This is a genomic window from Sphingobium fontiphilum, from assembly GCF_014196635.1.
GTDB classification, from domain to species: Bacteria; Pseudomonadota; Alphaproteobacteria; order Sphingomonadales; family Sphingomonadaceae; genus Sphingobium; species Sphingobium fontiphilum.
Window position 1 is genome coordinate 152276 of record NZ_JACIEB010000003.1, and the last position, 24864, is coordinate 177139.

At 65.0% G+C, this 24864-nt stretch carries 22 protein-coding genes and 1 tRNA gene; 11 read left to right on the plus strand and 12 right to left on the minus strand.

What is annotated here, in order from left to right; all coding sequences use genetic code 11:
- The first annotated feature begins 7 nt into the window (after positions 1–7).
- Positions 8–1060 (plus strand): ribonucleotide-diphosphate reductase subunit beta, encoded by a 1053-nt coding sequence (locus GGR44_RS07765; RefSeq protein ID WP_183955016.1) that lies wholly within the window; start codon positions 8–10, stop codon positions 1058–1060.
- A gap of 262 nt (positions 1061–1322) precedes the next feature.
- On the opposite strand, the gene GGR44_RS07770 is transcribed toward GGR44_RS07765, so the two are convergent.
- Positions 1323–2207 carry a LysR family transcriptional regulator gene (locus GGR44_RS07770; protein WP_183955017.1) on the minus strand — a complete coding sequence of 295 codons (885 nt, stop codon included), beginning with the start codon at positions 2205–2207 and terminating at the stop codon, positions 1323–1325.
- A gap of 101 nt (positions 2208–2308) precedes the next feature.
- On the opposite strand from GGR44_RS07770, the gene GGR44_RS07775 reads away from it, so the two are divergent.
- Both GGR44_RS07775 and GGR44_RS07780 read left to right on the plus strand, forming a co-directional pair.
- A complete protein-coding gene (locus tag GGR44_RS07775; RefSeq protein ID WP_183955018.1) occupies positions 2309–3808 on the plus strand; it encodes a CoA-acylating methylmalonate-semialdehyde dehydrogenase in 1500 nt (499 codons plus the stop codon).
- A gap of 900 nt (positions 3809–4708) precedes the next feature.
- Positions 4709–5221, plus strand: coding sequence for a hemerythrin domain-containing protein (locus GGR44_RS07780; protein WP_183955019.1), 513 nt, complete (start codon positions 4709–4711; stop codon positions 5219–5221).
- A gap of 294 nt (positions 5222–5515) precedes the next feature.
- Here GGR44_RS07780 and GGR44_RS07785 read toward each other — a convergent pair.
- Positions 5516–5590 (minus strand) — tRNA-Val (locus tag GGR44_RS07785).
- 141 nt (positions 5591–5731) lie between these two features.
- Between GGR44_RS07785 and GGR44_RS07790 the strand changes: the two genes are divergently transcribed.
- On the plus strand, positions 5732–7060 hold the full coding sequence (locus GGR44_RS07790; protein WP_183955262.1) for a dicarboxylate/amino acid:cation symporter: 1329 nt from the start codon (positions 5732–5734) through the stop codon (positions 7058–7060).
- A 60-nt stretch (positions 7061–7120) separates the two neighbouring features.
- Here the strand turns inward: GGR44_RS07790 and cpdR are convergent, their stop codons facing one another.
- Entirely contained in the window at positions 7121–7498 is a 378-nt protein-coding gene (cpdR, locus tag GGR44_RS07795) for a cell cycle two-component system response regulator CpdR (protein WP_183955020.1), read from the minus strand.
- Positions 7499–7643: 145 nt separating this feature from the next.
- Between cpdR and GGR44_RS07800 the strand changes: the two genes are divergently transcribed.
- Positions 7644–8534 carry an N-formylglutamate amidohydrolase gene (locus tag GGR44_RS07800; protein ID WP_183955021.1) on the plus strand — a complete coding sequence of 297 codons (891 nt, stop codon included), beginning with the start codon at positions 7644–7646 and terminating at the stop codon, positions 8532–8534.
- A gap of 4 nt (positions 8535–8538) precedes the next feature.
- Here GGR44_RS07800 and GGR44_RS07805 read toward each other — a convergent pair whose 3' ends face one another.
- From GGR44_RS07805 to GGR44_RS07815, 3 genes are all read right to left on the minus strand, one after another.
- Complete coding sequence (locus GGR44_RS07805) at positions 8539–10485, minus strand: acyltransferase family protein (RefSeq protein ID WP_183955022.1); 1947 nt, start codon at positions 10483–10485, stop codon at positions 8539–8541.
- A gap of 53 nt (positions 10486–10538) precedes the next feature.
- Positions 10539–11072 carry a glycine zipper 2TM domain-containing protein gene (locus GGR44_RS07810; RefSeq protein WP_183955023.1) on the minus strand — a complete coding sequence of 178 codons (534 nt, stop codon included), beginning with the start codon at positions 11070–11072 and terminating at the stop codon, positions 10539–10541.
- 145 nt (positions 11073–11217) lie between these two features.
- Positions 11218–11391: a hypothetical protein gene (locus GGR44_RS07815; protein ID WP_183955024.1), complete on the minus strand. Its 174-nt coding sequence runs from the start codon at positions 11389–11391 to the stop codon at positions 11218–11220.
- Positions 11392–11636: 245 nt separating this feature from the next.
- Here GGR44_RS07815 and GGR44_RS07820 point away from each other — a divergent pair, with 245 nt between their 5' ends.
- Positions 11637–12620, plus strand: coding sequence for a fatty acid desaturase family protein (locus GGR44_RS07820; RefSeq protein WP_183955025.1), 984 nt, complete (start codon positions 11637–11639; stop codon positions 12618–12620).
- A gap of 210 nt (positions 12621–12830) precedes the next feature.
- On the opposite strand, the gene GGR44_RS07825 is transcribed toward GGR44_RS07820, so the two are convergent.
- The gene (locus GGR44_RS07825) at positions 12831–15023 is read right to left on the minus strand and encodes an autotransporter domain-containing protein (RefSeq protein ID WP_183955026.1); all 2193 of its coding nucleotides are present in this window, start codon (positions 15021–15023) and stop codon (positions 12831–12833) included.
- A gap of 203 nt (positions 15024–15226) precedes the next feature.
- Here GGR44_RS07825 and GGR44_RS07830 point away from each other — a divergent pair, with 203 nt between their 5' ends.
- The 3 genes from GGR44_RS07830 (at position 15227) to GGR44_RS07840 (ending at position 18578) form a co-directional block, all read left to right on the plus strand.
- Positions 15227–15766 (plus strand): glycoside hydrolase family 108 protein, encoded by a 540-nt coding sequence (locus tag GGR44_RS07830; RefSeq protein ID WP_183955027.1) that lies wholly within the window; start codon positions 15227–15229, stop codon positions 15764–15766.
- A gap of 1 nt (position 15767) precedes the next feature.
- Positions 15768–16052, plus strand: a complete 285-nt coding sequence (locus GGR44_RS07835; RefSeq protein ID WP_183955028.1) for a 3TM-type holin — start codon at positions 15768–15770, stop codon at positions 16050–16052.
- Positions 16053–16154: 102 nt separating this feature from the next.
- Positions 16155–18578 (plus strand): calcium-binding protein, encoded by a 2424-nt coding sequence (locus GGR44_RS07840; RefSeq protein WP_183955029.1) that lies wholly within the window; start codon positions 16155–16157, stop codon positions 18576–18578.
- Between the two features lie 27 nt (positions 18579–18605).
- Here the strand turns inward: GGR44_RS07840 and GGR44_RS07845 are convergent, their stop codons facing one another.
- The 5 genes from GGR44_RS07845 to pspF all read right to left on the minus strand — a co-directional run bounded on the left by GGR44_RS07845 (position 18606) and on the right by pspF (position 23739).
- A complete protein-coding gene (locus GGR44_RS07845) occupies positions 18606–20027 on the minus strand; it encodes a DNA recombination protein RmuC (RefSeq protein WP_183955030.1) in 1422 nt (473 codons plus the stop codon).
- Between the two features lie 86 nt (positions 20028–20113).
- Positions 20114–20548, minus strand: coding sequence for a DUF2141 domain-containing protein (locus GGR44_RS07850; protein WP_425511306.1), 435 nt, complete (start codon positions 20546–20548; stop codon positions 20114–20116).
- Complete coding sequence (locus tag GGR44_RS07855) at positions 20545–21279, minus strand: sterol desaturase family protein (RefSeq protein WP_183955264.1); 735 nt, start codon at positions 21277–21279, stop codon at positions 20545–20547. The genes GGR44_RS07850 and GGR44_RS07855 overlap by 4 nt, the downstream gene beginning before the upstream one ends.
- Before the next feature lie 31 nt (positions 21280–21310).
- Positions 21311–22402: a branched-chain amino acid aminotransferase gene (locus GGR44_RS07860; RefSeq protein WP_183955265.1), complete on the minus strand. Its 1092-nt coding sequence runs from the start codon at positions 22400–22402 to the stop codon at positions 21311–21313.
- A 311-nt stretch (positions 22403–22713) separates the two neighbouring features.
- A complete protein-coding gene (gene pspF, locus GGR44_RS07865) occupies positions 22714–23739 on the minus strand; it encodes a phage shock protein operon transcriptional activator (protein WP_183955031.1) in 1026 nt (341 codons plus the stop codon).
- Between the two features lie 181 nt (positions 23740–23920).
- On the opposite strand from pspF, the gene GGR44_RS07870 reads away from it, so the two are divergent.
- Both GGR44_RS07870 and pspA read left to right on the plus strand, forming a co-directional pair.
- Complete coding sequence (locus GGR44_RS07870) at positions 23921–24100, plus strand: hypothetical protein (RefSeq protein ID WP_183955032.1); 180 nt, start codon at positions 23921–23923, stop codon at positions 24098–24100.
- Between the two features lie 93 nt (positions 24101–24193).
- Positions 24194–24862 (plus strand): phage shock protein PspA, encoded by a 669-nt coding sequence (gene pspA / locus GGR44_RS07875; protein WP_183955033.1) that lies wholly within the window; start codon positions 24194–24196, stop codon positions 24860–24862.
- The last annotated feature ends 2 nt before the right edge of the window (positions 24863–24864 follow it).

Sequence of the window (24864 nt, forward strand, 5' to 3'; positions counted from 1 at the left end):
GTCCACCATGCCCCTTCTTCAAGCCTCCAAGGTCTACAAGCCGTTCGAATATCCCTGGGCCTATGAATATTGGAAGCGCCAGCAGCAGCTCCACTGGCTGCCCGAAGAAGTGCCGCTGGGCGAGGATTGCCGCGACTGGGCGCAGAAGCTGTCCGACCATGAGCGCAACCTGCTCACGCAAATCTTCCGCTTCTTCACCCAGGCCGACGTGGAGGTGCAGGATTGCTACCACGAAAAATATGGCCGCGTGTTCAAGCCGACCGAGGTCAAGATGATGCTGACCGCGTTCAGCAACATGGAAACGGTGCATATCGCCGCCTATTCCCATCTGCTCGACACGATCGGGATGCCGGAAACCGAATATAGCGCCTTCATGCAGTATAAGGAGATGAAGGACAAACACGACTATCTGGCGCAGTTCGGCGTCGATACGGACGAGGATATCGCCAAGACGCTGGCCATGTTCGGCGGCTTTACCGAAGGCTTGCAGCTTTTCGCCAGCTTCGCGATGCTGATGAACTTCCCGCGCTTCAACAAGATGAAGGGCATGGGCCAGATCGTCACCTGGTCGATCCGCGATGAAACCCTCCATTGCGAAGGCATCATCAAGCTGTTCCACGCCTTCTGCGCCGAACGTCAGTGCCTGACCCCGGCGGTCAAGGACGACATCATGGATATGTGCCAGAAAACGGTGCGGATCGAGGATGCGTTTGTCGATCTGGTCTTCGAAATGGGCCCGGTGCCCGGCATGACGCCCAAGGACATCAAGAAATATGTCCGCTACATCGCCGACTGGCGGCTGGGGCAACTGGGTTTGAAGCCCATCTACATGATTGACGAACACCCCCTGCCCTGGCTGACCCCGCTGCTCAACGGCGTGGAGCACGCCAACTTCTTCGAAACCCGCGCGACAGAATATTCAAAGGGCGCGACGCGGGGCCAGTGGAATGATGTGTGGGAAGCGTTTGACCGGCGGAAGTCGCTGAAAAACGGCGCCGCCGCCAACGCCGACGAGGAAGGGCCGGACATGTTCAAGGCGGCGGGCATCGCGGCGGAGTAAATGCTAGAGGGCAGATGGTCGGCCTTCACCCGCTCGGCAATCGACGCTTGCCAGCCGGGGCCGTAGATTGAGAGGCCCGGCAACAGCGCGGCGTCACCAGGCCGAGTCAGGAGCGGGCGATGCGCGCCGCCATGCCGGGCGCAGGGCGGAAGGGCCGGGCGGAAGGGGTGGCGTCCGTCATCCGCGCTGCCCCGTCGGGTTCGTCCGGTGCGCATGATGTCGCGACCGCGGCTTTGCCATCCTGCCTGCGCTTCTCTCCGCTTTACAGCCGCTCGCGTATCGCCCGCACCACTTCGTCCATGAACTCCACCGTTGCGCGGACGCGTGGCAGGCGCTGGAGATCGGCGTGCATGACCAGCCAGTAGCTGCGCCATACCTCTATCTCGTCCGGCAGGATCCGGGTGAGTCGGTCGTCGTCCTGCGCCGCGAAAACGTGCAGCACGCCAATGCCCATGCCCGACGCCACGGCGGCATGTTGCGCCGCGCTGGAACTCGATCGGAAGCCGATCCGGGCGCCCGGCAATATCTGGTCGAGGGCGATCATCTCGGGAAATCCGGCCAGTTCCTCGATATAGGACACGAAGTCGTGCCGGTTCAGGTCCGTGCGCGCCGCCGGCGCGCCGTGGCGGTCCAGATAATCCCTGGAGGCGTAGAGGCCCAGGCGATAATCGGCAAGCTTGCGCGTCACCAGTCGCCCCTTGGGCGGCGGTTTCAGCATCACTGCGATATCCGCCTCCCTTTTGGAAAGGCTGGCTGCCCGGCTTTCCGACGCCAGCTCCAGCGTCAGGCGCGGATGGCGCGCCCGCAACATCGCGACATGGGGTGCGACCAAATGGCTGGCGCAGGCTTCGGGCGTGGCCAGACGCACCGTGCCCTCAATCTCCCGGTCGCGGCCCGCCACGCTGCCCGCCGCCGCCAGCAATTCGCTCTCGATCCGCTCGGCATGGCCGACAAGGGCAAAGGCGGCCCGGGTGGGCGTGACGCCGCGCGGGGAACGGTCGAACAGGCGCGCGCCCAGCGTCGCCTCCAGGCTGGTGATGCGCCGCGCAATGGTGCTATGGTCCACGCCGACGCGCCGCGCCGCCGCCAGCATATTGCCTTCGCGCATGACAGCCAGGAACAGGCGCAGCTCGTCAGAACTCAGCATAGGCAAAACCGCACAACCAATGTGTCACCCTACGCCTATCGCTGCCAAGCTGCCTTGTCTATAGGCGGCGCGTCCCGATCGTTTGGAGAGGATCAAAGATCATGACCGTCATTACCCATTTCATTCATGGCAAGTCCGCCCCGCTCGCTGGCGCGCGCCTTTCCGATGTGCTCGATCCCTCGACCGGCCAGGTCCAGGCGCAGGTGGAGCTGGCGACGCCCGCGCATCTCCAGACCGCGATCGACAGCGCGCTCGAAGCACAGCCCGCCTGGGCCGCCACCAACCCGCAGCGCCGCGCCCGCGTGATGTTCAAGTTCAAGGAACTGATCGAAGCGAATATGGACGAGCTGGCGCTCATGCTCTCCAGAGAGCATGGCAAGGTGATCGCCGATTCCAAGGGCGACATCCAGCGCGGACTTGAAGTCGTGGAATTCGCCTGCGGCATCCCGCATCTGCTCAAGGGCGAATATACCGAAGGGGCCGGCCCCGGCATCGACGTCTATTCGATGCGCCAGCCGCTCGGCATCGTCGCCGGCATCACGCCCTTCAATTTCCCCGCAATGATCCCGCTGTGGATGAGCGCGGTCGCCATCGCCTGCGGCAACGCCTTCATCCTCAAGCCATCCGAGCGCGATCCCTCGGTTCCCGTCCGCCTCGCCGAACTGGCGCTGGAAGCGGGCCTGCCGGCGGGCATCCTGAACGTCGTGCATGGCGACAAGGAAATCGTCGACGCGATCCTGGATCATCCCGTCATCAAAGCGGTCAGCTTCGTCGGCTCCTCCGACATCGCCAACTATGTCTATCAGCGCGCCGCCGCCAACGGCAAGCGCGCCCAGTGCATGGGCGGCGCGAAGAATCACGGCATCATCCTGCCCGACGCGGACCTGGACCAGACGGTCGCCGACATCGTCGGCGCGGCCTATGGCTCGGCGGGCGAGCGCTGCATGGCGCTGCCGGTGATCGTGCCGGTGGGCCAGGCGACGGCGGAAGCGATGCGCACCAAACTGGTCGCCGCGATCGAGACGCTGCGTCCCGGCATCCCGACCGATCCCGACGCCCAATATGGCCCGGTCGTCACCGGCCAGCACAAGGCGCGGGTCGAAGGCTATATCCAGATGGCGGTGGACGAGGGCGCCGAGCTGGTCGTGGACGGTCGCGGCTTCTCGCTCCAGGGCTATGAGGAGGGCTTCTACCTCGCCCCGACCCTGATCGACCATGTCACCCCGACCATGAAGAGCTACCAGGACGAGATTTTCGGCCCGGTGCTCCAGATCCTGCGCGCCGAAACGCTGGAGGAGGCGTTGAGCTATCCGACCAACCATCAATATGGCAACGGCGTGGCGCTGTTCACCCGCAACGGCGACGCCGCCCGCAAGTTCGCCGCACAGGTGGAGGTCGGCATGGTCGGCATCAACGTGCCGATCCCGGTGCCGGTCGCCTATCACAGCTTCGGCGGCTGGAAGCGCTCGGGCTTCGGCGACCTCGACCAGTACGGGATGGATGGCGTGCGCTTCTATACCCGCACCAAGAAGATCACCCAGCGCTGGCCGACCGGCGGCGCGGTCATCGACCAGAGCTTTGTCATCCCGACGATGAAGTAAGCGTTTTTGATGCGATAAAGGGACCGGGATCGGCGGACGATCCCGGTCCCTTCTCTATTGGTTGGAGCCTCTTGCGGGCCGATGCTTCAGCGGGGCGACGCCCAAAGAACGCGCCCGAACAGACCATCCTTCCGCCACCCGCCAGGCCGGGCGGGAAGGCTCCCGCAGCGGCGGTTTGAAGCCGCGTAAACAATGACTTAAAAACCAGCCCCGCCATATGGTGGCGATATGGGAGCGCGTGCGGCCTGCCCGTGGCGCCGTCTTTGTTCCTGCGTCCACGCCCCCGGCGAGCGCGCCATTTTATCGGGATGATGGACTCCCCGTCCCTTGCGAGGCATGCGCCCCGCGCGCAACCCTGACGTTTTGTGCGGAGTAGACGGGCAAGGGCGTATCAAAGGGGCCGGGGTTGAGGACAGGGGAATTTTTGGGCGGGGGTCTGTTTTTGTGGGTGGCGATCCTGGCGTAACGAGAAGTGTAAGAGCCTGATCCGAAACTCCGGCGGCGGAGGGTTGGCGAGGGATTTTTGGTGCTGATAAGGAGCGATCGTCGCCGCGATGCCGGGACATCGTGGCAAGATCGCGACGAAATCAGTGCGAAAAAGACCCGCCAGACCGACCCGCAGGGGTTTCGAATCAGGCTCTAAGGGGCGTCGACTTGTCCATGGGCGGATGGGTTAGTGGCCCGATGACATGGCGATTGATTGCGGCGGCGGATGTTGGCGGGGGGGGCACTGGCTCAGGATGGAGTGGTCAAGTAAACTGTCAGCGTAGTTCCGGAATTCGCCCCCGTAATTCTAATTCATTTCGTAATGCTGCACGCTTCGTCGTGCTGCGAGTCGCTTGCAGGGAACAGATGGCATGATACGCTCGTTTTTCGGGCAGCACTCCACAGGAGAATATCATGCCCAGCGAAACCTTCACCGACGCCATTGCCCTGCTCAAGGCGGATCACCGCAAGGTCGAGGACCTGTTCGAGAAATTTGAGAAGGCCACCTCATCGAGCAGGAAGCAGGCGCTCGCTCATGAGATTTGTACCGAACTCAAGATCCACACGTTGATCGAGGAGGAAATCTTCTATCCCGCCTTTCGCGGAAAGATTGAGAGCGACACGCTCGATGAAGCCTATGTCGAGCATGACGGCGCCAAAGTGCTGGTCAACGATATCGAGGCAGGGAGCCCCGATGACGATTTCTATGATGCCAAGGTCAAGGTGCTCTCCGAGGAGATCAAGCACCATGTCCATGAGGAAGAAATGCCGTCCGAAGGCATGTTCGCCCAATGCCGGAAAACCGATGTCGATCTGGTCGCGCTGCGCGACCAGATGTTGACCCGCAAAGAGGAACTGATGGCGCAGGCGAAATCGGCCGGCCTGCCGGCGGCCCAGCCAACCGCCCTGCATCTGGAACTGGGGTGAGGATCAGGAAATTGGGGAGAGATTTTGGTCAATCCCCAACCGGCCTGATTTCCAGGGTTGGCAAACTTGCGAGGATGTGAGCAGCCGGTCCGCTTCCGACCCCTCGTCGCCCCGGGCTTGACCCCGGGGTCCAGCTTTTCTGATGTTTCGCGCATGGATGATGGAGGGCAGGGCGCGAATTCCGCGCTGGGCGCTCGCCCACCTATAAGGCGCTCGGCAGCACCACGCCTGCCCCGGCCATTGCGCCCCAAAAACAAAACCCCCGCCAACCCATGGGGATGGCGGGGGTTTCGATGGTGGGCGTGGCAAGGATTGAACTTGCGACCCCTGCGATGTCAACACAGTGCTCTACCACTGAGCTACACGCCCACTTGGGAAGGCAGCGCATAGCGGCGGTTGATGATGCTTGCAAGCGGGAATCGGTGTCCTTCGTCATCATCGGCCGGTTGGGGGGTGGACAGGGGGGGATCAGGCCATATGCTGCCGCGCAGCAAGGGGACGCGCCAGACCATGTTGCCATCAGATTCGCCGGTTCAGACCACGCCTGTCCTCCCCTGGTATCGCCAGCTTTATGTTCAGGTGCTCATCGCCATCGCGCTGGGCGTGCTGATGGGGCATTTCTGGCCCGAAACCGGCAGGGCGATGAAGCCCTTTGGCGACGCCTTCATCAAGCTGGTCAAGATGATCATCGCGCCGGTCATCTTTCTGACCATCGTCACCGGCATTGCCGGGATGAAGGAACTGGGCGCGATCGGCCGGGTCGCGGCCAAGGCGTTCGGCTATTTCCTGACCTTTTCCACGCTGGCGCTGGTTGTCGGCCTGATCGTCGGCAATATTGTCCAGCCGGGCGCGGGGCTGAACATCGATCCCGCCACGCTCGACGCCAGCAAGGTGGTGGCGTTCGAGCATCAGGCGCATGAGCGCACGCTGACCGGGTTCCTGATGGACATCATCCCGTCGACGATGGTGTCGGCGGTGGCCGACGGCAATATATTGCAGGTACTGTTCGTCGCCATATTGTTCGGCATCGCGCTGACGATGATCGGGGACAAGGCTACTCCACTGCTGACCGTGATGGAATCGGCCAGCCATGCGGTGTTCAAGCTGGTCGCCTTCCTGATGAAGGCTGCGCCGGTCGGCGCGTTCGGCGCGATGGCCTTCACCATCGGCCAATATGGGCTGGGGGCGCTGGTCAACCTGGCGGGGCTGGTCGCCACTTTCTACCTCACCGCGCTGATCTTCGTGCTGGGGGTGCTGGGTCTGGTCGCGCGGCTGGCGGGGTTCAACATCCTGCACCTCATCCGCTACCTCAAGGCCGAATTGCTGCTGGTGCTCGGCACCTCTTCCTCCGAAGCCGCCCTGCCCAGCCTGATCGAGAAGATGGAGCGGGCCGGGTGCCGCAAGTCGGTGGTCGGGCTGGTCGTGCCCACCGGCTACAGCTTCAACCTCGACGGCACCAATATCTACATGACGCTGGCCGCCCTGTTCATCGCGCAGGCGTGCAACGTCCATGTCAGCCTGGAGGAACAGGTGCTGTTGCTGCTGGTGGCGATGATCTCTTCCAAGGGGGCGGCGGGCGTGACCGGCGCGGGCTTCATCACCCTGGCGGCGACGCTGTCGATCGTGCCGTCGGTGCCGGTGGCGGGGATGACGCTGATCCTGGGGGTCGACCGCTTCATGAGCGAGTGCCGCAGCCTGACCAACTTCATCGGCAATGCGGTGGCGACGGTGGTCGTGTCGGCATGGGAAAAGGGGCTGGACCGCGGACGCTTCGCGCTGGCGATGAAGGGCGTGCCGCTCGATCCGACGCCGGATATGGAAGAAGTGATCCCCGATTGAGAGCCTGTCTGGAAAATGCGCCAAAGACGCGTTTCAGGCAAAAGCCCACAGGCGCGGCGTTCAATTGAGGCCGGTCAGGCTTTCGCTGCCGAACATGCGTTCCACCTCCAGCACCAGATCGCGCAGGTGGAAGGGCTTGGACAGCACCTTGGCCTGCGGCACAGCCTTCCCGGCTTTCAGCGTGACGGCGGCAAAGCCGGTGATGAACATGATCCGCATGTCGGGCGCGGCCTGCGCGGCGTGCTGCGCCAGTTCGATGCCGTCCATTTCGGGCATGACGATGTCGGTCAAAAGCAGGTCGAACCGATCCGATTCGATCAGGGGCAGGGCATCCGCGCCGTTGCCCACGGCAATGACCTCATAGCCGGACTTTTCCAGCGCGCGGGCGAGATAGGCGCGCATGCTTTCATCGTCTTCGGCCAGCAAGATGCGAACCATATGTCCCGTTTATCCCCCATCCTCGCCATCCCCGGATCGGTGGTATGGCGTGACGGCGATCATTATGCGATAAGCTCTTAATAATATCCAGTCGGCTAACCATATTTGGCCCAGGGCCGAAAAGGCGCGCCATGAAAGGACATGTTTGAAAGCCAGCGCCCCTCCCGCCTCGCCTGATGGCTGCGCTGCCTTCGACCTTCATGGTCCGGATATTCCGGCCAGCCCCGTCATCCTGTCCATTCCCCATGCCGGGCGCGAATATCCCGCAGACCTTCTGGCGCGTGCGCGCGTGTCCGCTTCGGTGCTGCAACGGCTGGAGGATCGCCATGTCGACCTGCTCGCCCAGCCGCTGATCGCGCGCGGGCATAATATTCTGGTAGCGCGCACGCCCCGGGCGATGATCGACCTCAACCGGCATGAGCGCGAAATCGATCCCGCCATGGTCGCGGGCATGCCGCGCGAGTGGCCGCTTCATTCCAGCGTCAAACTGCGCGGTGGGCTGGGGCTGATGCCGCGTCGTTTGTCTGGCGTGGGCGATCTGTGGAGACGGCCCGTCGGCTGGGACGATGTTCAGGGTTGGATCGCTACGGTGCATCGGCCCTATCATGCCGCCCTCACGGCCCTTATGCTGGCCGCGCGGGAAGCGCATGGCCACGCGATCCTGGTCGACCTGCATTCGATGCCGCCCCTGCCTCCGGCGCTTGACGGGCGGACGCCCGCCATCGTCGTTGGCGATCGCTTCGGGCGCAGCGCATCGGACCGGCTGGCGCAAATGGTGGTCGACGCGGCCGGAGGGATCGGCATCGTCGCCGCGCGCAACAGCCCCTATGCCGGCGACCATCTGCTTGATAGGCATGGGCGACCCGACCGGGGCCTGCACGCGATCCAGATCGAAATCGACCGGCGGCTGTATCTGGACGATGCGATGGAGGAGCCGGGGCCGGGACTGGACCGCATCCGCGCGCTGATCGTCACCATTGTCGATGCTCTGTCTCGCGCCCTGCCGCGCGCCGAATATCCGATGGCGGCGGAATGACGGGTCAGTAAGGCTGGCCGCGCAGCACCAGCCGGGCGCCCGCGACGCTCAGATGATGGGAATCGAAATAGAGCGGCTGGCCATCGGCGATGATCGCGCATGGCCCATTCGGGCAGAGCCGTGCGCGCGGGTCGATCAGGCGAACGCCGCGCGCCTGCCAGCGCGCCATCAGCGCGTCCCACCCGGCGATCATCGGTCGCATGGTTGCACGGTCGCGCCCCGTGATTGCGCTTTCCCGGCCCGCCGCATGGGCCAGCCGCCGGGGCACGTCGAAGGGCTGGGGCGGGACCGGGCCGATCACCACCACCTGTTTGCCCGCTTTTGCGAGCGCGGCGATGGTGCGGTCCAGCCGGGCGAGCGCAGCGCGATCCGCAAAGGCGCCGCTGGCCCAGAAGGCGGCAAGGTAGACGCGTTTTATCTCCGGCCGGGCGCGCAGCATGGCGAACAGGTCGGCATTGGCGCGGGCGCAGCGAGCGTCGCGCGCGCCGCGCCAGTCGAGCACCGGCGGGCAACTGGATGTCGTCTGCTGAAGCAGGGCGCGGCCCTGCGCCCGCGCCCCGAGCGACAATATATGCGCCAGTTCCACGCCATGGCTGTCGCCCCATAACAACGTGTCGGGCGCCGCGCCTTCCGTCCCCAGCAGGCAGGGCGCTTGTCCGCGCATCGCGGTATCATGGCACCGGCCGCGTTCGGGGCTGATGTCGCTGCGCCCGGCGGCCAGTTCCAGCGCGCGTGGCGAAAAGCGCCCGCTCCACGGTCCCGCCGCGATCATCGCCAGCGACGCGAGCGACAGGCCGCCCATGGCGAGCGCCGACAGGGTGAAGATGCGCCGGGCGGGAACGCGCGCGGGATTGCGGAACGGCCGTTCGACATAGCGCCAGGACAGGACGGCCAGGGCCAAGGAGGCCGCAATCGCAGCAACCGTCCGTCCGCCGGCCAATGGCGCGTCCGTCGCATATTCGGCAAAGACGATGACCGGCCAGTGCCACAGATACAGCGAATAGGAGATGAGGCCGATGGCGCGCGGCGGCCCGCCGCCCAGCGCGCGGCCCACCAGTGTGCCGGGCGCCGCATATATCAGCATCGCCGCCCCGGCGACCGGCAACAGCGCGGCGATGCCGGGAAAAGGCGTATCGGGCGTGAACATCAGGATCGCGGTGGCGATGGCCACGATTCCGGCGGCGGCCACGGCTTCGCGCCGCCAGCCCGCCGCGATGGCCGGGAACAGCCCCAACGCCAGCATCGCGCCCGCCAGCAATTCCCATGCGCGCGTGGCGGGAAGGTAGAAGGCGAAACCGCTGGCATCGTCGCGCATGGCGATGCACAGCGCCAGCGATCCGGCGGCTGCCCCGGCGATCAACGGCTTGCGCGCGCCCGGCGCGAACCGCGCGATCAGCATCAGCAACAGCGGGAAGGCGATGTAGAATTGCTCCTCCACCGCCAGCGACCATGTGTGCAGCAACGGCTTGCTGTCCGCCCCACCCGCGAAATAACCAGTGTCGGTGAAGAACCACAGGTTGGACAGGAACAGGATCGCCGCCAGCGCGGATCGCGGCACGCCCTCGAAATCGCCAGGCAGATAGAGGAAGGCCGCCGCCGCCAGCACGACGGCCAGCATGGCGGAAAGCGCGGGCAAAATCCGCCGCGCGCGCCGTTCATAGAAACGGATGATGGAAAAGCGCCCCTCATCCAATTCCCGCGCGATGAGGCCGGTGATGAGGAAGCCGGAAATGACGAAGAAGATGTCGACGCCGACATAACCGCCCGACAGGCCAGGCACATGGGCATGGAACAGCAGCACCGGCAGGATGGCGATGGCGCGCAGCCCGTCTATGTCGGGGCGATAGGCGGCATGGGCGCCTGCGCCCGCGCCCGGCACGGCAACGCCGCGTCCCGACGGGCGGGGCGCGGCGCGCGATCTTTGCGTGGCGGGCGGATACAGGGACTGCATCCTGAGGGCTTTAATGCCCAGGCATTAAGCCCGGGTTAGGGCCGCCCGGCCATTTAACGACAGTTCAGGTTGCCCCGGTCGATCTCCCGGCCCAGCAGCGCGCCCGCGCCCGCGCCGATCAGGACGCCAGCGGTGTTCGACCGGCCCTGGTCGATCTGGCTGCCCAGCAGGCCGCCGAGCGCCGCGCCGACGATCAGGCCGGTGGTGCCATCCGACCGGCGGCAATAATAGCGGTTGTCATAGCCGCGGTAGATGCGGGTCGCACGGGTCACGCGGATCGGTTCATAACCGCTGCGATAATAACGGTCGGCCCGGTAATAGCGGCCATAGCGCGGATCGGGCCGGTTATAGTCATAGCGGTAGATGACCCGGCCGGGGCGGACATAGCGATCGCGCGAAGCCTCGCGATAACCCTGCCTGTACCCCTTGCGGTAATCACGGTCATGCTTGCCGCCATGTTTCCAGTCATGGCGATCATGGCCGCGATGGTGGGGCGGATCGGCCATCGCCGGGGTCGCGGCAACGCCGGTCAGCGTCACGGCGGCCAGCGAAAGGGCGACCATCGCCTGCCTCAAGCCAAAGTTCATGGGATTTGCTCCTTCCCTCAATTCCAAAATCTCTGGAGCCAGAACGACGCGCCGGAGGAGTCGTTGCATGAACGTAAAATAACAGGGCGTTCATGGGATGGCGCGGGTGCATGGCGAAGGTCGAAAGGGTCGCCCACGCGCCCGTTCAAAATGCGTTGGCGATGGCGTCCCGCTGTTCGGCTGTCAGATTATCCGCACCATTGCCGGCGCCATCGTCGCCCACGCCTACAAACTCAAGCGCTGTCAAGATCACCAGCACCGCCCATAGCAGGGCAAACCAGCGACTGGTGAAGAGGGACGAGAGGCGGACGCCGAACACGGGCGGAAGGATGGAGGAGACGGGTTAAGAAAGGATCATGCATCCAAAACGATGATCGAGGACGGCAGGTCAATCGGGGTTGGCGCGCCGGTGACCGCAATGGCATTGCCCGCATTTCAGCTTGATCCGTCACGACGGATTCATTGCCTTTCCCGGCCAAAGGCGCAATATCGGGCAAGGCGCAAAGCTTGACGCCCCCGGCCCGCGATCCTAGCATTCGTCGCGCCTTTCGGAGACGATCCGCCATGAATGACGCCGCCGGGGATCGCCCGCCCGGATACCGATATGCCAGGGCAGGCGCGGTGGCGGTCGCCCGGCGATTGTCCGTCGTCGACAATCGCCGCAACGCGCTGTTGCTGGCGCTGCAATGGATTATCGTCGTCGCGGCCATGGCGGTGGCGATCCGCGTCGATCATGTCGCGACCTATTTGATCGCTGCTATTGTCATCGGCACGCGCATTCAATGCCTCGCCGTGATGATGCACGATGCCTGCCACGGCCTGTTGTTCAGCGATCGCCGCATCAACGACCTGATCGGCGACATTTTCGTTGCCTATCCCATGTTCATCAGCATCGACCTGTATCGCGTGGCTCATATGGTCCACCATCGCCATACCAACACGATGCGCGATTATGATTATCGGGCGCAGCGCAAGGATCCTGACCAATATTTCCCCAAAAGCGGCCCTGCCATGACCTGGCTGTTCATCCGCAGCCTGCTGGGGCTCAACTATTACCGGGTGGCGCGCGCCGGGAGGGTCTGGTCGCCAGTCTCCAATTTCCACAACCCCCGGCGTTTCGGCTATGATTATCCGCTCGCCTTGCGGCTGCGCTATGTCGTCTGGGCGGTGATCGTCTATGGCCTGATCCTGTGGTCGCCCTGGCGCTGGCAGATATTGGGGCTGTTCATGGCGCCTCAGTTCATCTGGGCCAATGTCTTCAACCGGCTGCGCGCCATGGCCGAACATGCCGGGGTCGCCGACGCGGTGGAACTCAATGGCACCCGCACGGTCATCCCCACATTGCTCGACCGCATCCTGATCGGGCCGCTCAACGTCAGCTATCATCTGGAACATCATCTGTTCCCGTCGGTGCCCTGGCATAATCTGCGCCGGTTGCACGATCATCTGATGAGCGACCCGGACTATGCGACGCAGGCGCATGTCACGCGAAGCTATTGGGGGGTCATCCGCGAGTTGATGGCCCCGCCCGCCCGCATCGCCCGATAACAGAGAAGGCGCCCCGGACCATCGCGATCCGGAGCGCCCTCTCTGAACGTCACTCGCCGCGCGGGATCAGGGCGGATCGACATTCAGGAGATGGCGAGCCGAAAATCGTGCTTTTTCGTGACCCGGAGCGCAGCGGACTTCAGGTCCGTGAGCACCGGAAGCGCGAAAATGGGCGATTTGCAGGCCGCCAGAACTGAATGTCGATCCGTCCTAGAAGCCGAAGCGCAGGCTGATGCTGCCGCCCAGCCGCGCGTCCTCGCCATCGCCGACCATGGCGTGGCCCGACAGCGAGACCATGGCCGATCCGCCCAGGCTCACATCGACATCCATGCCGGCCCTGCCCCAGTCCTGCGCGCTGCGCGGGGCGTTCAGCGCAAAAGCGCCAATGCCGATGATGGAGCCGCCGATCGCGGGCTGGCCCGACTGGAAGCGATGCGCCCATTCGCCCGACAGGATCAGCTTGACGCTCTTGGCCAGCGGAACGGTCGCCCGGCCGCCCAGACGGCTTTCGTCATAGTCGGATACGGCCCGGTTCATCATCACCGGGAAGCCGCCGCCCGTTTCGGTGAAGCCGTCCATCGTCACCCGCGCATGGCTGAACGCCGCATAGGGCGAAAAGCCGCCATCCCGCCAACCGATGAGGTTGCTCCAGTCGATCCGGCCACGAATGGCCCAGGCGCGCGCATCGGTCTTGCCATGCGAAATGTCGATGCTGGCCGCATTCTGATAGGCGCGGGCGATGTCGACATCCCAGTCGGCATAATAGCCGGTCAGGCTGACGAGCAGCGGCGTTCCGGCGGGCTGCACATCAATTTCGCCGACGAAGTGATAGCCGTCCGTCTCCAGCCTGCCGCCCAGCCCCAGATCGAGCCGGGAGGAGTCCACCCCGCCGCCAAAACCGATGCGGACCGATTCGCCCAGATCGCGGCAAATGCCGACTTCGCCGCTATAATTGCGGCGGTCGGCGCGGTTGCTGCCCGCCATGTCGCCAGTAATCCAGCCGCAATTGCGGCCATCCTGCCGGAAATCCATCAGCGGCCGGTGATGCGCACCGAACAGGGTGATGCTGGCGGCGTTGAGCAAAGTCTGAAGGCTGACGCCGCTGCCCGACAGGCTGGCCAGATAATCGACCATGCCGATCACCCCGGTTCCACCGCCCGTGCCGCCATCGGAACCGCCATCAGTCCCGCCGCCTGTTCCACCATCGGAACCGCCGCCACCCGTGCCGCCGCCAGTGCCGCCATCGGAACCGCCACCGCCCGTTCCACCGCCGCCACCGGTCGATCCGGCGACGCGGGCGATAAACTGCTGGGTATGGCCGTTGATCTGCCCCTTGCCGACGACGACCCGGCCGTCATCGCTGACGCCGGTCGCCTCGGTAAAGCTGTTGTCTCCCACCGCGACGCTGTTGGCGGTCAGCCAGTCGACCAGCGTCTGAAGTCCGCCGCTCTGGGTCCAGCGAACGGCCAGCGTATCCTGAATGGACGGGACCACGGTCGAAGGCCGCGTGGCCGCGCCGACGATCACGCCGCCATCGGCGTTGACCGCATAGGCCCTGCTGCTGTTGCCGCCGGACAGCAGGCCGATGGAGACCATGCCGCCGCCACCGGTCCAGCGGAACCCCTCGGACCGGTCGTTGCCGCCCTGCGAAAATCCGACAACCACTGCGCCGTCGGCCGAAACGTCGGTTGCGCGGCTGATCGCCAAAGCATCGCTGGCTTGCGACGCCAGAACGCCAAGGCCGGTCATGCCCCCGGCGGCGTTCCACACAAAGGCTTCGTTGGATCGCGTAGCATTCGTGCCATAACCGACCACAACCGCGCCGTTGCGACTGGCGCGCTGGGCGAAGCTGGAAGCGAAGCCGCCGCCATGAATGTCCTGCGGCGCGCCTTTATCGGTCCAGCGAACCGCATGATAGGCGCTTGCGCCAGCCAGGCTGCCGCCCACGACGACATGGCCGTCGCCGGAAATGCCGTTGGCGACGCTGCTCTGTGATGAACCGGCGGGACTGAGGTGCGCCAGTACGGTAAGCGTCGTCCCTTCCCACAGCACCGCGTTGCTCGGCGAGCTATAGGTTGCCTGCGAAATGCCCGCGATTTTTGACCCGTCCTCGGACACGCCGTTGGCCAGCACATAAACATGGCCGTCCATACCCATCAGCCGTTCATATCCCGCAGCGGTGACGCGATAGGCTTCATAGGTGGTGGGGTCGCGCCGGACCACGCCCGCAATGGTCAGGCCATCGCCGGACAGGTCAAAAAAGCCCGCGCCGATATTGGGCGTCGGCAGCCCCGGAATATCCTCATGCCCCTTGATCCCGGCGTCGGTCTGCGCGAGCGCGGGCAAAGCCGCCGCCGCACAGAACAGACCGCCCAAAAGCTTCGCAACCCCCATCGCACGCATCGGTGAACCTCCATTTCCAACTGATGTTGATGGCGGCCATTAGGGCCAGCCGCGATCGTTACGCATGTGACAAAGATTGTCAGAACCGGGGGTAACGGTCTTTGTCATCAATCAAGGATGACGGGCTCAGGCACACAGGCTCTGTCCTACATATAACCATATGGGATAATTGTCGGCCTCACTGCAAAAGAAGGGAGGCTGTTTTGGACATATCGACACTGATCGACGAGGTGATCGCGCGCGAGGGCGGTTATAGCGACCATCCGGCGGATCGCGGCGGGCCGACCAACATGGGGATTACCCAGGCGGTGGCGCGCGCCAATGGCTATGCTGGGCCGATGCGCACCCTGCCCCGCGCCACGGCGGAAGCGATTTACCGGCGGCTTTACTGGGACCAGCCGGGCTATGGCTTCGTCGCCGAACTCGCGCCGAAAATTGCAGCTGAACTGTTCGACACCGGCATCAACATGGGCACGGCGACGGCCAGCGGCTTCCTGCAACGCGCGCTTAACGCGCTTAACCGCAACCAGCGCGACTATGCCGACCTGAAAGTCGACCGGGCGGTCGGCGGGCGGACATTGGCGGCTTTGGGCGCGTTCATGGCGCTGCGCGGCAAGGGCGGCGAAGCGGTGCTGCTCAAGGCCATCGAGGCCCTGCAGGGCGAACGCTATATCGCGCTCGCCGAAAGCCGTCCCGCCAATGAGGCGTTTCTCTATGGCTGGCTGGCGAACCGGATCGGATAATATGGCTGATCCAACCGATAACCGCTCCGCGTGCCCGCCGGTCGACGATCCGTGGATCAGGCGCGCGCGTCCAACCTTTCTCTATGTCATCTATGCGCTGCTGCTCTGGGCGATCCCGATGGGGATCATCGGCGCGATCCGGCCGGAGATGGCGCAGGCGATGGCGGCGGGCGCAGGCGCCTGGCTCAACGCCCTTCCCGAGCCGCTCTATGCGCTCTTTGGCACCGGCTATCTGGGCTATACGGCGGCGCGGGCCTGGGGGAAGGCGAAGGGCGTGGACCGTTGAGCCGACCGGGAAGGGGGATCATCGGCACGGCGGCGGAGTCAGGCTTGCCGCTACCGCCGGAAAGGCGTAAGTAAAAGCAAAGATAAAGGCAGGAGAGACCCTATGTCCGGCAGCGTCAACTATGGACTATATGTCGACCGGGAATCGGGCACTTTCGATATATCGATCGATTATTATGTGCCGGGCTATGACGATCCGGAAACGGGCGAATCATTCTACGAAACCAACTGGTCCTTCTATTTTTACGACCATAATTCCGGCAGCGGCGGCGGTGGCGGCGGCTATGGCTGGGACAGCGGCTGGGCGCCCCTGTCCATCGGCTTTCCCGGCGGCGACCAGATCATGGATGCGACGCTCGACTTCTATGCCCAGAACTGGTTCAGCGGCGAAAATGTGTCGATGCAATGGCACATCCTGAACGCCGGACTGGCGACACAGGGCGTGACCCTGACCGGGCTGGCGACGGCCGACATCATCCTTTCGGGCTATGGCGACGATAGTCTGTCGGGGCTGGGCGGCGACGATTATCTGGACGGCGGCGACGGCGACGACGTGATCGACGGCGGCGAGGGCAATGACGAAATATGGGGCGGCGGTGGCGCCGATGCGATGACCGGCGGCGGCGGCCATGACCGCTATTATGTCGATTCGGTCGACGACATCGTGGTGGAGGCCGAAGGCGGCGGCTACGATATCGTCTTTTCCTCCGTCAGCCATACCCTCGCCGACCATGTCGAATCGCTCAGCCTGGCCTGGCCCGGCCTGCTCAACGGCACCGGCAATGCGGGCGCCAACAATCTCTACGGCAATGAATCGACGAATATTTTGCGGGGGTTGGGCGGCGACGACGCGCTGTTCGGTTATGGCGGGGACGACCGGTTGCTGGGCGGCGACGGCGACGATTATCTCGACGGCGGCCTTGGCGACGACAGGATGGCGGGCGGTATCGGGAACGACAGCTATGTGATCGACAGCATCGCCGACCGGGTGTTCGAACGTGCAGGCGAGGGCGTCGACGAGGCGCGGGTGCTGGCCGCCGCCTATCGGCTGGGCGATCATGTCGAAAACCTGACCAATGTGGGCAGCGCCGCGACGTTCCTGGGCGTGGGCAACGGCCTCGCCAATGTGATCACCGGATCGTGGCAACGCGACATTCTGCTGGGCATGGCGGGTGCTGACGTTCTGGCCGGCGGCGATGGCAACGATCTGTTGCAAGGCGGCGCGGAAGGCGATCTGCTGCAGGGCGGCGACGGGTTCGACGTGGCGAGCTATGCCCACGCGACCAGCGGCGTGACCGCCAACCTCCATCGCGGCCGCGGCATGGCGGGCGAGGCGATGGGCGACCGGTTCGAGTCGATCGAGGGCCTGGCCGGCAGCGACCATGGCGACCTGTTGCTCGGCGACATCGGCAATAATCGCCTGCTGGGCGCCGGGGGCGATGATGATCTGCGCGGCGGCGGCGGCAATGACTGGCTGAACGGCGGCACGGGCGCCGACCGGCTGGATGGGGGCCTCGGCCAGAACGGCGTCAGCTATGCCGGATCGGCGACAGGCGTCGCCATTGATCTCGCCAGCCAGACCGCATCGGGCGGCGACGCCGACGGCGACCTATTGGCCAATTTCGTCCATGCCGAGGGGAGCGATGGCAACGACGTGATCGTCGGCGACGGCCGGGCCAACCTGCTTTCCGGACGAGGCGGCGACGACCGGCTGGAGGGCGGCGGCGGCGCCGACATTTTGCGCGGCGGCGCGGGCGCGGACATGCTGATCGGCGGGACCGGGATGGACAGCACCGATTACGGCACATCGTCCGCCGGCGTCACGATCAACCTTGCCAACGGAACGGCCCTGGGCGGCGATGCGACGGGCGACAGCTTCGAGAGCATCGAACGCGTGATCGGTTCCGCCCATGGCGACAGCATCACCGGCGACGACAACGCCAACATGCTGTCGGGCGGGGACGGCGACGACCTGCTGACCGGTGGCGGCGGCAACGACGTGATCCGGGGCGGCTTTGGCGTCGACACGATGGATGGCGGCGAAGGGCGGGACACGATCAGCTATCAGGGATCGACCAACTGGGTTTCGGTCTTCCTGTACGCCGGCGTCGCCTATGGATCGGAGGGCGCTGGCGACAGCCTCACCGGATTCGAGAATATCCGGGGCAGCGAAGTGGGCGACGCGCTTTACGGCGATGGCGGCAACAACCGGATCGAGGGCGGCGGCGGCGGCGACTATATCGTCGGCGGCGGGGGCCGCGACGTGCTGGTCGGCGGCGATGGCGATGACGCCTTTTTGATGACCACGGATTCAGGCGTCGACACCATAGTCGATTTCCTGCCCGGCGGCGGTTGGGAGGATCGCATCCATGTCGACATGGGCGGCGCATTCGCCGATTTCGATTCGATCATGGCGGTGGCGACGCAGGTGGGCGACGACACGGTGATCGATTTCAGCGGCGGCAACATATTGATCCTCGCCGGGATCGACCGTTCGGCACTGACCGCTCAGGACTTCGTGATGTAGACGGTCACCGGCGAGGCCGCTTCGCCCTCATTCCGCCGCGTCGGGCAGGGCGCGTTGCGATTCGGGGGCGGCGGGCTGGCGCACCAGCGCGTCGACGGGCACCATCTCCTCCAGTTCCCTGCCGCCCGTCTCGATGCTGAGGTCGCGAAACTTGCGGCCCGTCACCAGCACGCGCCCTTCGAAACTGCCTACGAAGCTGTTGTAGTCGGCGACCGCGCCAGTCAGGCGATTGCCCAGCTTGCGCAGTGCGGCCGCGGCGGCGGCCAGCCGTTCGTAAAGCTCCTTGCCGAGCAGGCCGATGCGCCGGGCGTCGTCGGCCATCTTTTCTTGCCGCCAAACCGCCGCGACGGTGCGCGCGATGGCGATCAGATTGGTGGGCGTCGCCAGCAACACCCGCCGGGCAAAGGCGTGATCCCACAGCGTCGGTTCCTGCTCCAATGCGGCGGACAGGAAATGTTCGCCCGGCACGAACATGATGACATAATCGGGCGCTTCCTCGAATTGTTCGGCATAAGCCTTGCGGCCCAGCGTATCGACATGGGCGCGCATGGCGGCGGCATGGGCGGCCAGGAAACGGCGGCGCTCCTCCTCGCTCTGCGCGCCATAGGCGTCCTGATAGGCGTTGAGCGACACCTTGGCGTCGACGACCAGCGACCGGCCGCCCGGCACGCGGATGATGACATCGGGGCGCAGACGGCCATCCTCGCCCTCGACGCTCACTTCCGTCTGGAAATCGGCATGTTCGGACAAGCCGCAGGTTTCCAGCACATTGCGCAACTGCTGCTCGCCCCAACGGCCGCGCGCCTTGGGCGCATGACGCAGCGAGTCGACCAGTCGTTGCGCCTCGGCGCGCACCGCTTCCTGCCCCGCGCGCATCGCCTCAATCTGGCCGTTGAGCGCGCCATAGGCCTCGGTGCGCTGCTGTTCGATCTGGCTGATCTTCTGGTCGTACCGTTGGATCGTCTCGTTGACGGGATTGAGCAACTGGCGAAGCTGCGCCTCGCTCTTTTCCTGGGCCTGGGCGAAACGCTGGTCGGCGCGCTCGAGGAACTGGCTTTGCGCCTGGCCCAGCAATTTGCCGCCAATTTCCGCGAACTGCGCCGATAGCTGGTCCTTCGCCTCGCGCAAGGCGGCGAGTTGCGCTTCGAAGGATTCGGCGCGCGCCTGCGCGTCGGAACGCAGCGCAGCGAGATCGCGCATGGCCATTTCGCGTTCGCTCTCCGCCTGCGCCAGCCGGTCGCGCAGCGGCCCGATCTGGCTCGCCCGCTCCTGCTCCACCACCAGATCGCGCAGCGCCGCGTTGCGTTGTTCGCTGGCAAGGTCCAGCTTCGCGACGAGATCCGCCCGGTCCGCCAGCGCCGCCGCTGCGCCGCGCCCGCGCAGCAACCAGCCCAGCACGACGCCCGCGACCGCCGCGCACAGGACAAGGACGAGGGCAAGGGCATCCATCGGCAAACTATCCCGTGGCAATGAGAACGAATAGCGAACTTACCCGGGTGCGGCCTTGGCGGCAAGGGGTTTGGACGGCCGCGACGTCAGAGGAAATATTTGACGCGGATATCCTGTTTCACGGCCGCGCCCGCGATGGTGAAACGGGCCGAACGGAAACTGGGCGCGCCAAACCGGATCGCGGGATTGCAGGAAAAACCCACGCCCTCGCGCGGGATGCCGGCGAACGTGTCGAGCCGGCCATTGCCATTTTCATCATGGATGATGGCGATGGCATAATCGCCCGGCGCTACATCGCCCAGCGGCACCGGCGCCTCGCCGGCCGGAACCGCGAAATGCCGCCGGTCGGGGTCATCGCTGCAATCGGGGAAATGATCGGGCTTGCGCGTGACGCATATGAGGATTCGCCCCTTGTGCGATCGCAATCCGTCCATTGCGATGCTGAGCGGTTGCAGTTGGGCAAGCGGCGCAGCGCCGATCATCAGCGGGCAAAGGCCGGACAGGCACAGCGCGATCCTCATGGGATCGCCCGCTTTTCACCGAAATCGCCCAACCCCCGGTCAGTGCCGCACAGCCGGTCCCAGAACCGGAAATAAAGGCCGTAATTGCAGCGATACTGTTCATGGTGACGCTGATGATGGCTGGCGGTGATGAGCCATGCGCCCGCCGGTCCGCGCACCAGCCAGCGCGGAAACATTTCCCACCCCATATGGTTGGCGACGCCCATGACCGTCATCACGGTCAGCACCAGTCCCAGCGCGCCGACATGGATGGGAATGATGAAGACGAGCGCCGGGATGACGATGGCGCCGGTGAGCGCCTCCCACGGGTGAAAGCTCATCGCCGCCCAGGCCGTGGGCGGGCGACTGGCGTGATGGACAGCATGGGCGATGCGGAACAGCCGGGGTTCGTGCATGGCGCGATGGGTCCAATAGAACCAGCAGTCATGCGCGGCGAGATAGAGCAGCACCGAGACCGGCCAATACCAGAGCGGATAAGCGAATGGATCGTCGTAGATGCGCGTCCAGCCCTGCGCCCGCCAGCCCCAGGCGACCACCCCGGCCGGCGCGCCATAGATGAAGGCGGAGAGCAGCGACCAGCCGATTTCGGCCCGCATCTGCCCGCCCTGCCCGCGATACAGGCCGGGCTGGCGCAGATGGGTCGCCCAGGCGAAAGCGCCGCTGGCCAGCAGGTAGCGGACGGCGACGATCGCGCTCATGGCGATGGCGGAAAACAGGATGGCGGCGACCATGTCGGCGAGCATAGCCGTCCCCAGGCCGCTTTTACAGCCTTAGCAGCCAGCCTTCGGGGCCATCCACCGTGCCGCGCTGAATGCCGGTCAGCGTCGCGCGCAACCCTTCGGTCACGATGCCGCCATCGCCATTGCCGACGGTGAAATCGCCGTCCTTGCTCTTGACCGTGCCGATGGCGGTGATGACCGCCGCCGTGCCGCAGGCAAACGCCTCGCGCAGATGGCCGCTGGTAGCGTCGGCCCGCCACTGGGCAAAGCTGTAGGGTTCCTCGCGCACGGTCATGCCTTGCTGGCGGGCCAGCGTGATGACGCTGTCGCGGGTGATGCCCGGCAGGATCGTGCCCGACAGCGGCGGCGTGACGATGCAGCCGTCGGCCATGACGAAAAACACGTTCATGCCGCCCAGTTCCTCGACCCACCGATGTTCGGCGGCGTCGAGGAAGACGACCTGGTCGCACCCATGTTCGCTGGCTTCGGCCTGGGCGATCAGGCTGGCGGCATAATTGCCGCCGCATTTGGCCGCGCCCGTCCCGCCGCGCGCCGCGCGGGTATAATGTTCGGACACCCACAGGGTCACGGCCTTCTTGCCGCCCTTGAAATAGGCGCCGACGGGCGAAGCGATGACGCAGAAAATATATTCGGCGGCCGGACGCACGCCCAGGAACGTCTCGCTGGCGAACATGAAGGGTCGCAGATACAGGCTGCCATCGCCTTGCGGAATCCAGTCCGCGTCGATCTTCACCAGTTCCTCGACCGCCGCCATGAACATGTCCTCCGGCAGCGCGGGCATGGCCATGCGTTCAGCGGACTCGGCGAAGCGGCGGGCGTTTTCCTGCGGCCGGAACATGGCGATGGAGCCGTCGGCGACGCGATAGGCCTTCATCCCTTCGAAGATTTCCTGCGCATAATGCAGCACCGCGCAGGCCGGATCGAGCAGGAAGGGTTCGCGCGGGCCGACGCTGTGGCTGTGCCACCCCTGACCCTGCGTATACCGAATGGTCACCATATGATCGGTGAAAATCCGGCCAAAGCCCGGATCATCCAGCAATACGGCGCGCTGGTCAGCCGATACAGCCTGGCTGTTGCGGGTGACGGTGAAGCGCGATGCCTGCTGGACGTCCATGTCGTTCATACTCCTTTTGGATTGGACGGGCGTGCCTATGTCACATCGGGCCGGGCGTTACAATCGCGCGAAAAGGGCCTGAACGATCATATCGCCCCCCTTGAACCGGGCCAGCGCCCCACCATATGCGATGAGCGGGCCGGGCCCCTCTGGCGCTCCATCTCTGGCTTCCATCCCCCTCTCGGAAGCCGCGGAGCGCGATGTCGGACCGCATCGGTTGCGCCAGGTGATGGTTCGTGCGGGGATATGCCCCCTTCAGCCCCATGCGAAGACCTCACCGGCGCGGCCGATTCCGCCGTTAATGGCCCGCTTCAGCCCGCCGACAACCCATGTTTCTTCATGCAATGGCGCAACTGGTCGTAGGTCAGGCCAAGCCCCTTGGCCGTTGCCCGCTGGTTGAACCGGAAACGGTCGAGCGCGGCGCGCAGGATGGCCGCCTCATGCGCGTCCACCGCCGCCTTGAGATCGGTGACGGACTGAAAATCAATGGCGGGCGCGGCGGGGGGGGGCTCGGGCGCCGGCGCGGACGCAGCGTCATCCTTCTGCATCATCGGACGCGGCTTCCAGGGCGATGCAAAGGGATCGAACACCAGTGCGCTGACCGGGCGGCCCGGATCATCCCAGCGATAGACGGCGCGCTCCACCACATTGCGCAACTCCCGCACATTGCCGGGCCAGTCATGCGCTTCCAGTTCGGCCATCGAAGCGGGCGCGAAGCCGAGCCATTGCGGCCAGTTGAGTTCAGCCGCCATGCGCCGTCCGAAATGATCGGCCAGCACCGCCACATCCCCTTCGCGCGCACGAAGGGGCGGCAGGGTAATGACCTCGAAGCTCAGGCGATCGAGCAGGTCGGGGCGAAAACGCCCGGCGTCGGCGGCGGCGGGCAGATCCTCGTTCGTCGCCGCCACGATCCGCACGTCGACCCGCACCGGCCGCGAAGCGCCGATGCGCGTCACTTCGCCATATTCGATGACGCGCAGCAGCCTTTCCTGCGCCGCCATCGACAATGTGCCCAGTTCGTCAAGGAACAATGTGCCGCGATCCGCCTCTTCAAATCGCCCCGCGCGCGCGCGCGCGGCGCCCGTGAACGCGCCCTGTTCATGGCCGAACAATTCCGCTTCGATCAGGGTTTCGGGCAATGCCGCACAGTTCATCACGATCAGCGGCTCGCCCCAACGGGGCGAGAGGTGATGCAGGCGCTCAGCGATCAGTTCCTTGCCCGTGCCGCGTTCGCCAATGACCAGCACCGGTCGGTTGAGTTCGGCCGCCCGCCCGGCCAGTTCGACCGCGTCGAGGAACGCCAGGGATTGGCCGACAAACTGGGTGTTTTTGTCCATTCCCAAATGTTGGCTATATTTCCCACTTGTTCGCAAGGAAAATATTGACACAGCGTCTGAATCGGGAGAAAAATCCCTGATTTTCGCCATTTTTCAAAATTGGCACGCACCCTGCAATGCTGTGGTCAAGCCCGCCGACAAGAGGCGGTCATCAGAAGGCCAGAGTTTCAGGAGTATCGTGATGAACAAGAACACCCCCGCCCCGGCCCGCGCCATCGGCCAGACAGTGTCGGTCGCCCTGACCGCCGTGCTGTTCGGATCGACCATGATCCTTTCCGCCGTCGGCCCGGCCCGCGCCAGCGACAACCCGGTTCTTGCCAGCACGGCATCCAGCCCCGCGCCCGCCCGCTATCTGGCGTAAGCGGCCGCACCCCCCGGCCGGGGAGGGCAACGCCCCCCCTCTCGCCCGCCCCGGCCGGCCCCCTTTGAAGTTTCAGTCAGGAGTGAAGTTCCCATGGGTATTTTTTCCCGCACCCGCGACATCATCGCCGCCAATGTCACCGACCTGCTCGACAAGGCGGAAGACCCGGCGAAGATGATCCGCATGATCATCCTGGAGATGGAAGAAACGCTGGTCGAGGTGCGCGCTTCGGCCGCCCGGACCATCGCCGACCAGAAGGAAATGCGCCGCCACATCGCCAAGCTGACCGCCTTGCAGGATAGCTGGACCGAAAAGGCGCAGCTCGCCCTGTCGAAGGATCGCGAGGATCTCGCCAAAGCCGCTTTGGTCGAGCGCCAGAAGGCCGCCGACATGGCCGAGCATCTGTCGCACGAGATCGAGGTGCTGGACGAGGCGCTGAAGGCTTCGGAGGAAGACATCAGCAAGTTGCAGGCCAAGCTGCGCGAGGCCCGCGCCCGCCAGAACAGCCTGGTCACCCGGATGCAGAGCGCCGAGAGCCGCCTGCGGGTGCGCGAAGCCTATGCCGGCGAGAAGGTGAACGAGGCCTTTGCCCGGTTCGACATGCTGGAACGCCGCGTCGACCTGGCCGAAGGGCGCGCCGACGCCATGGGTCTGGGCGCACAGCCCAAGACGCTGGAGGAAGAGATCGCCGAGCTGAAGTCCGCCGACAAGGTCGACGCCGACCTCGCCGCCCTGAAAGCCGCGATGAACAAGGAAGCCTGATC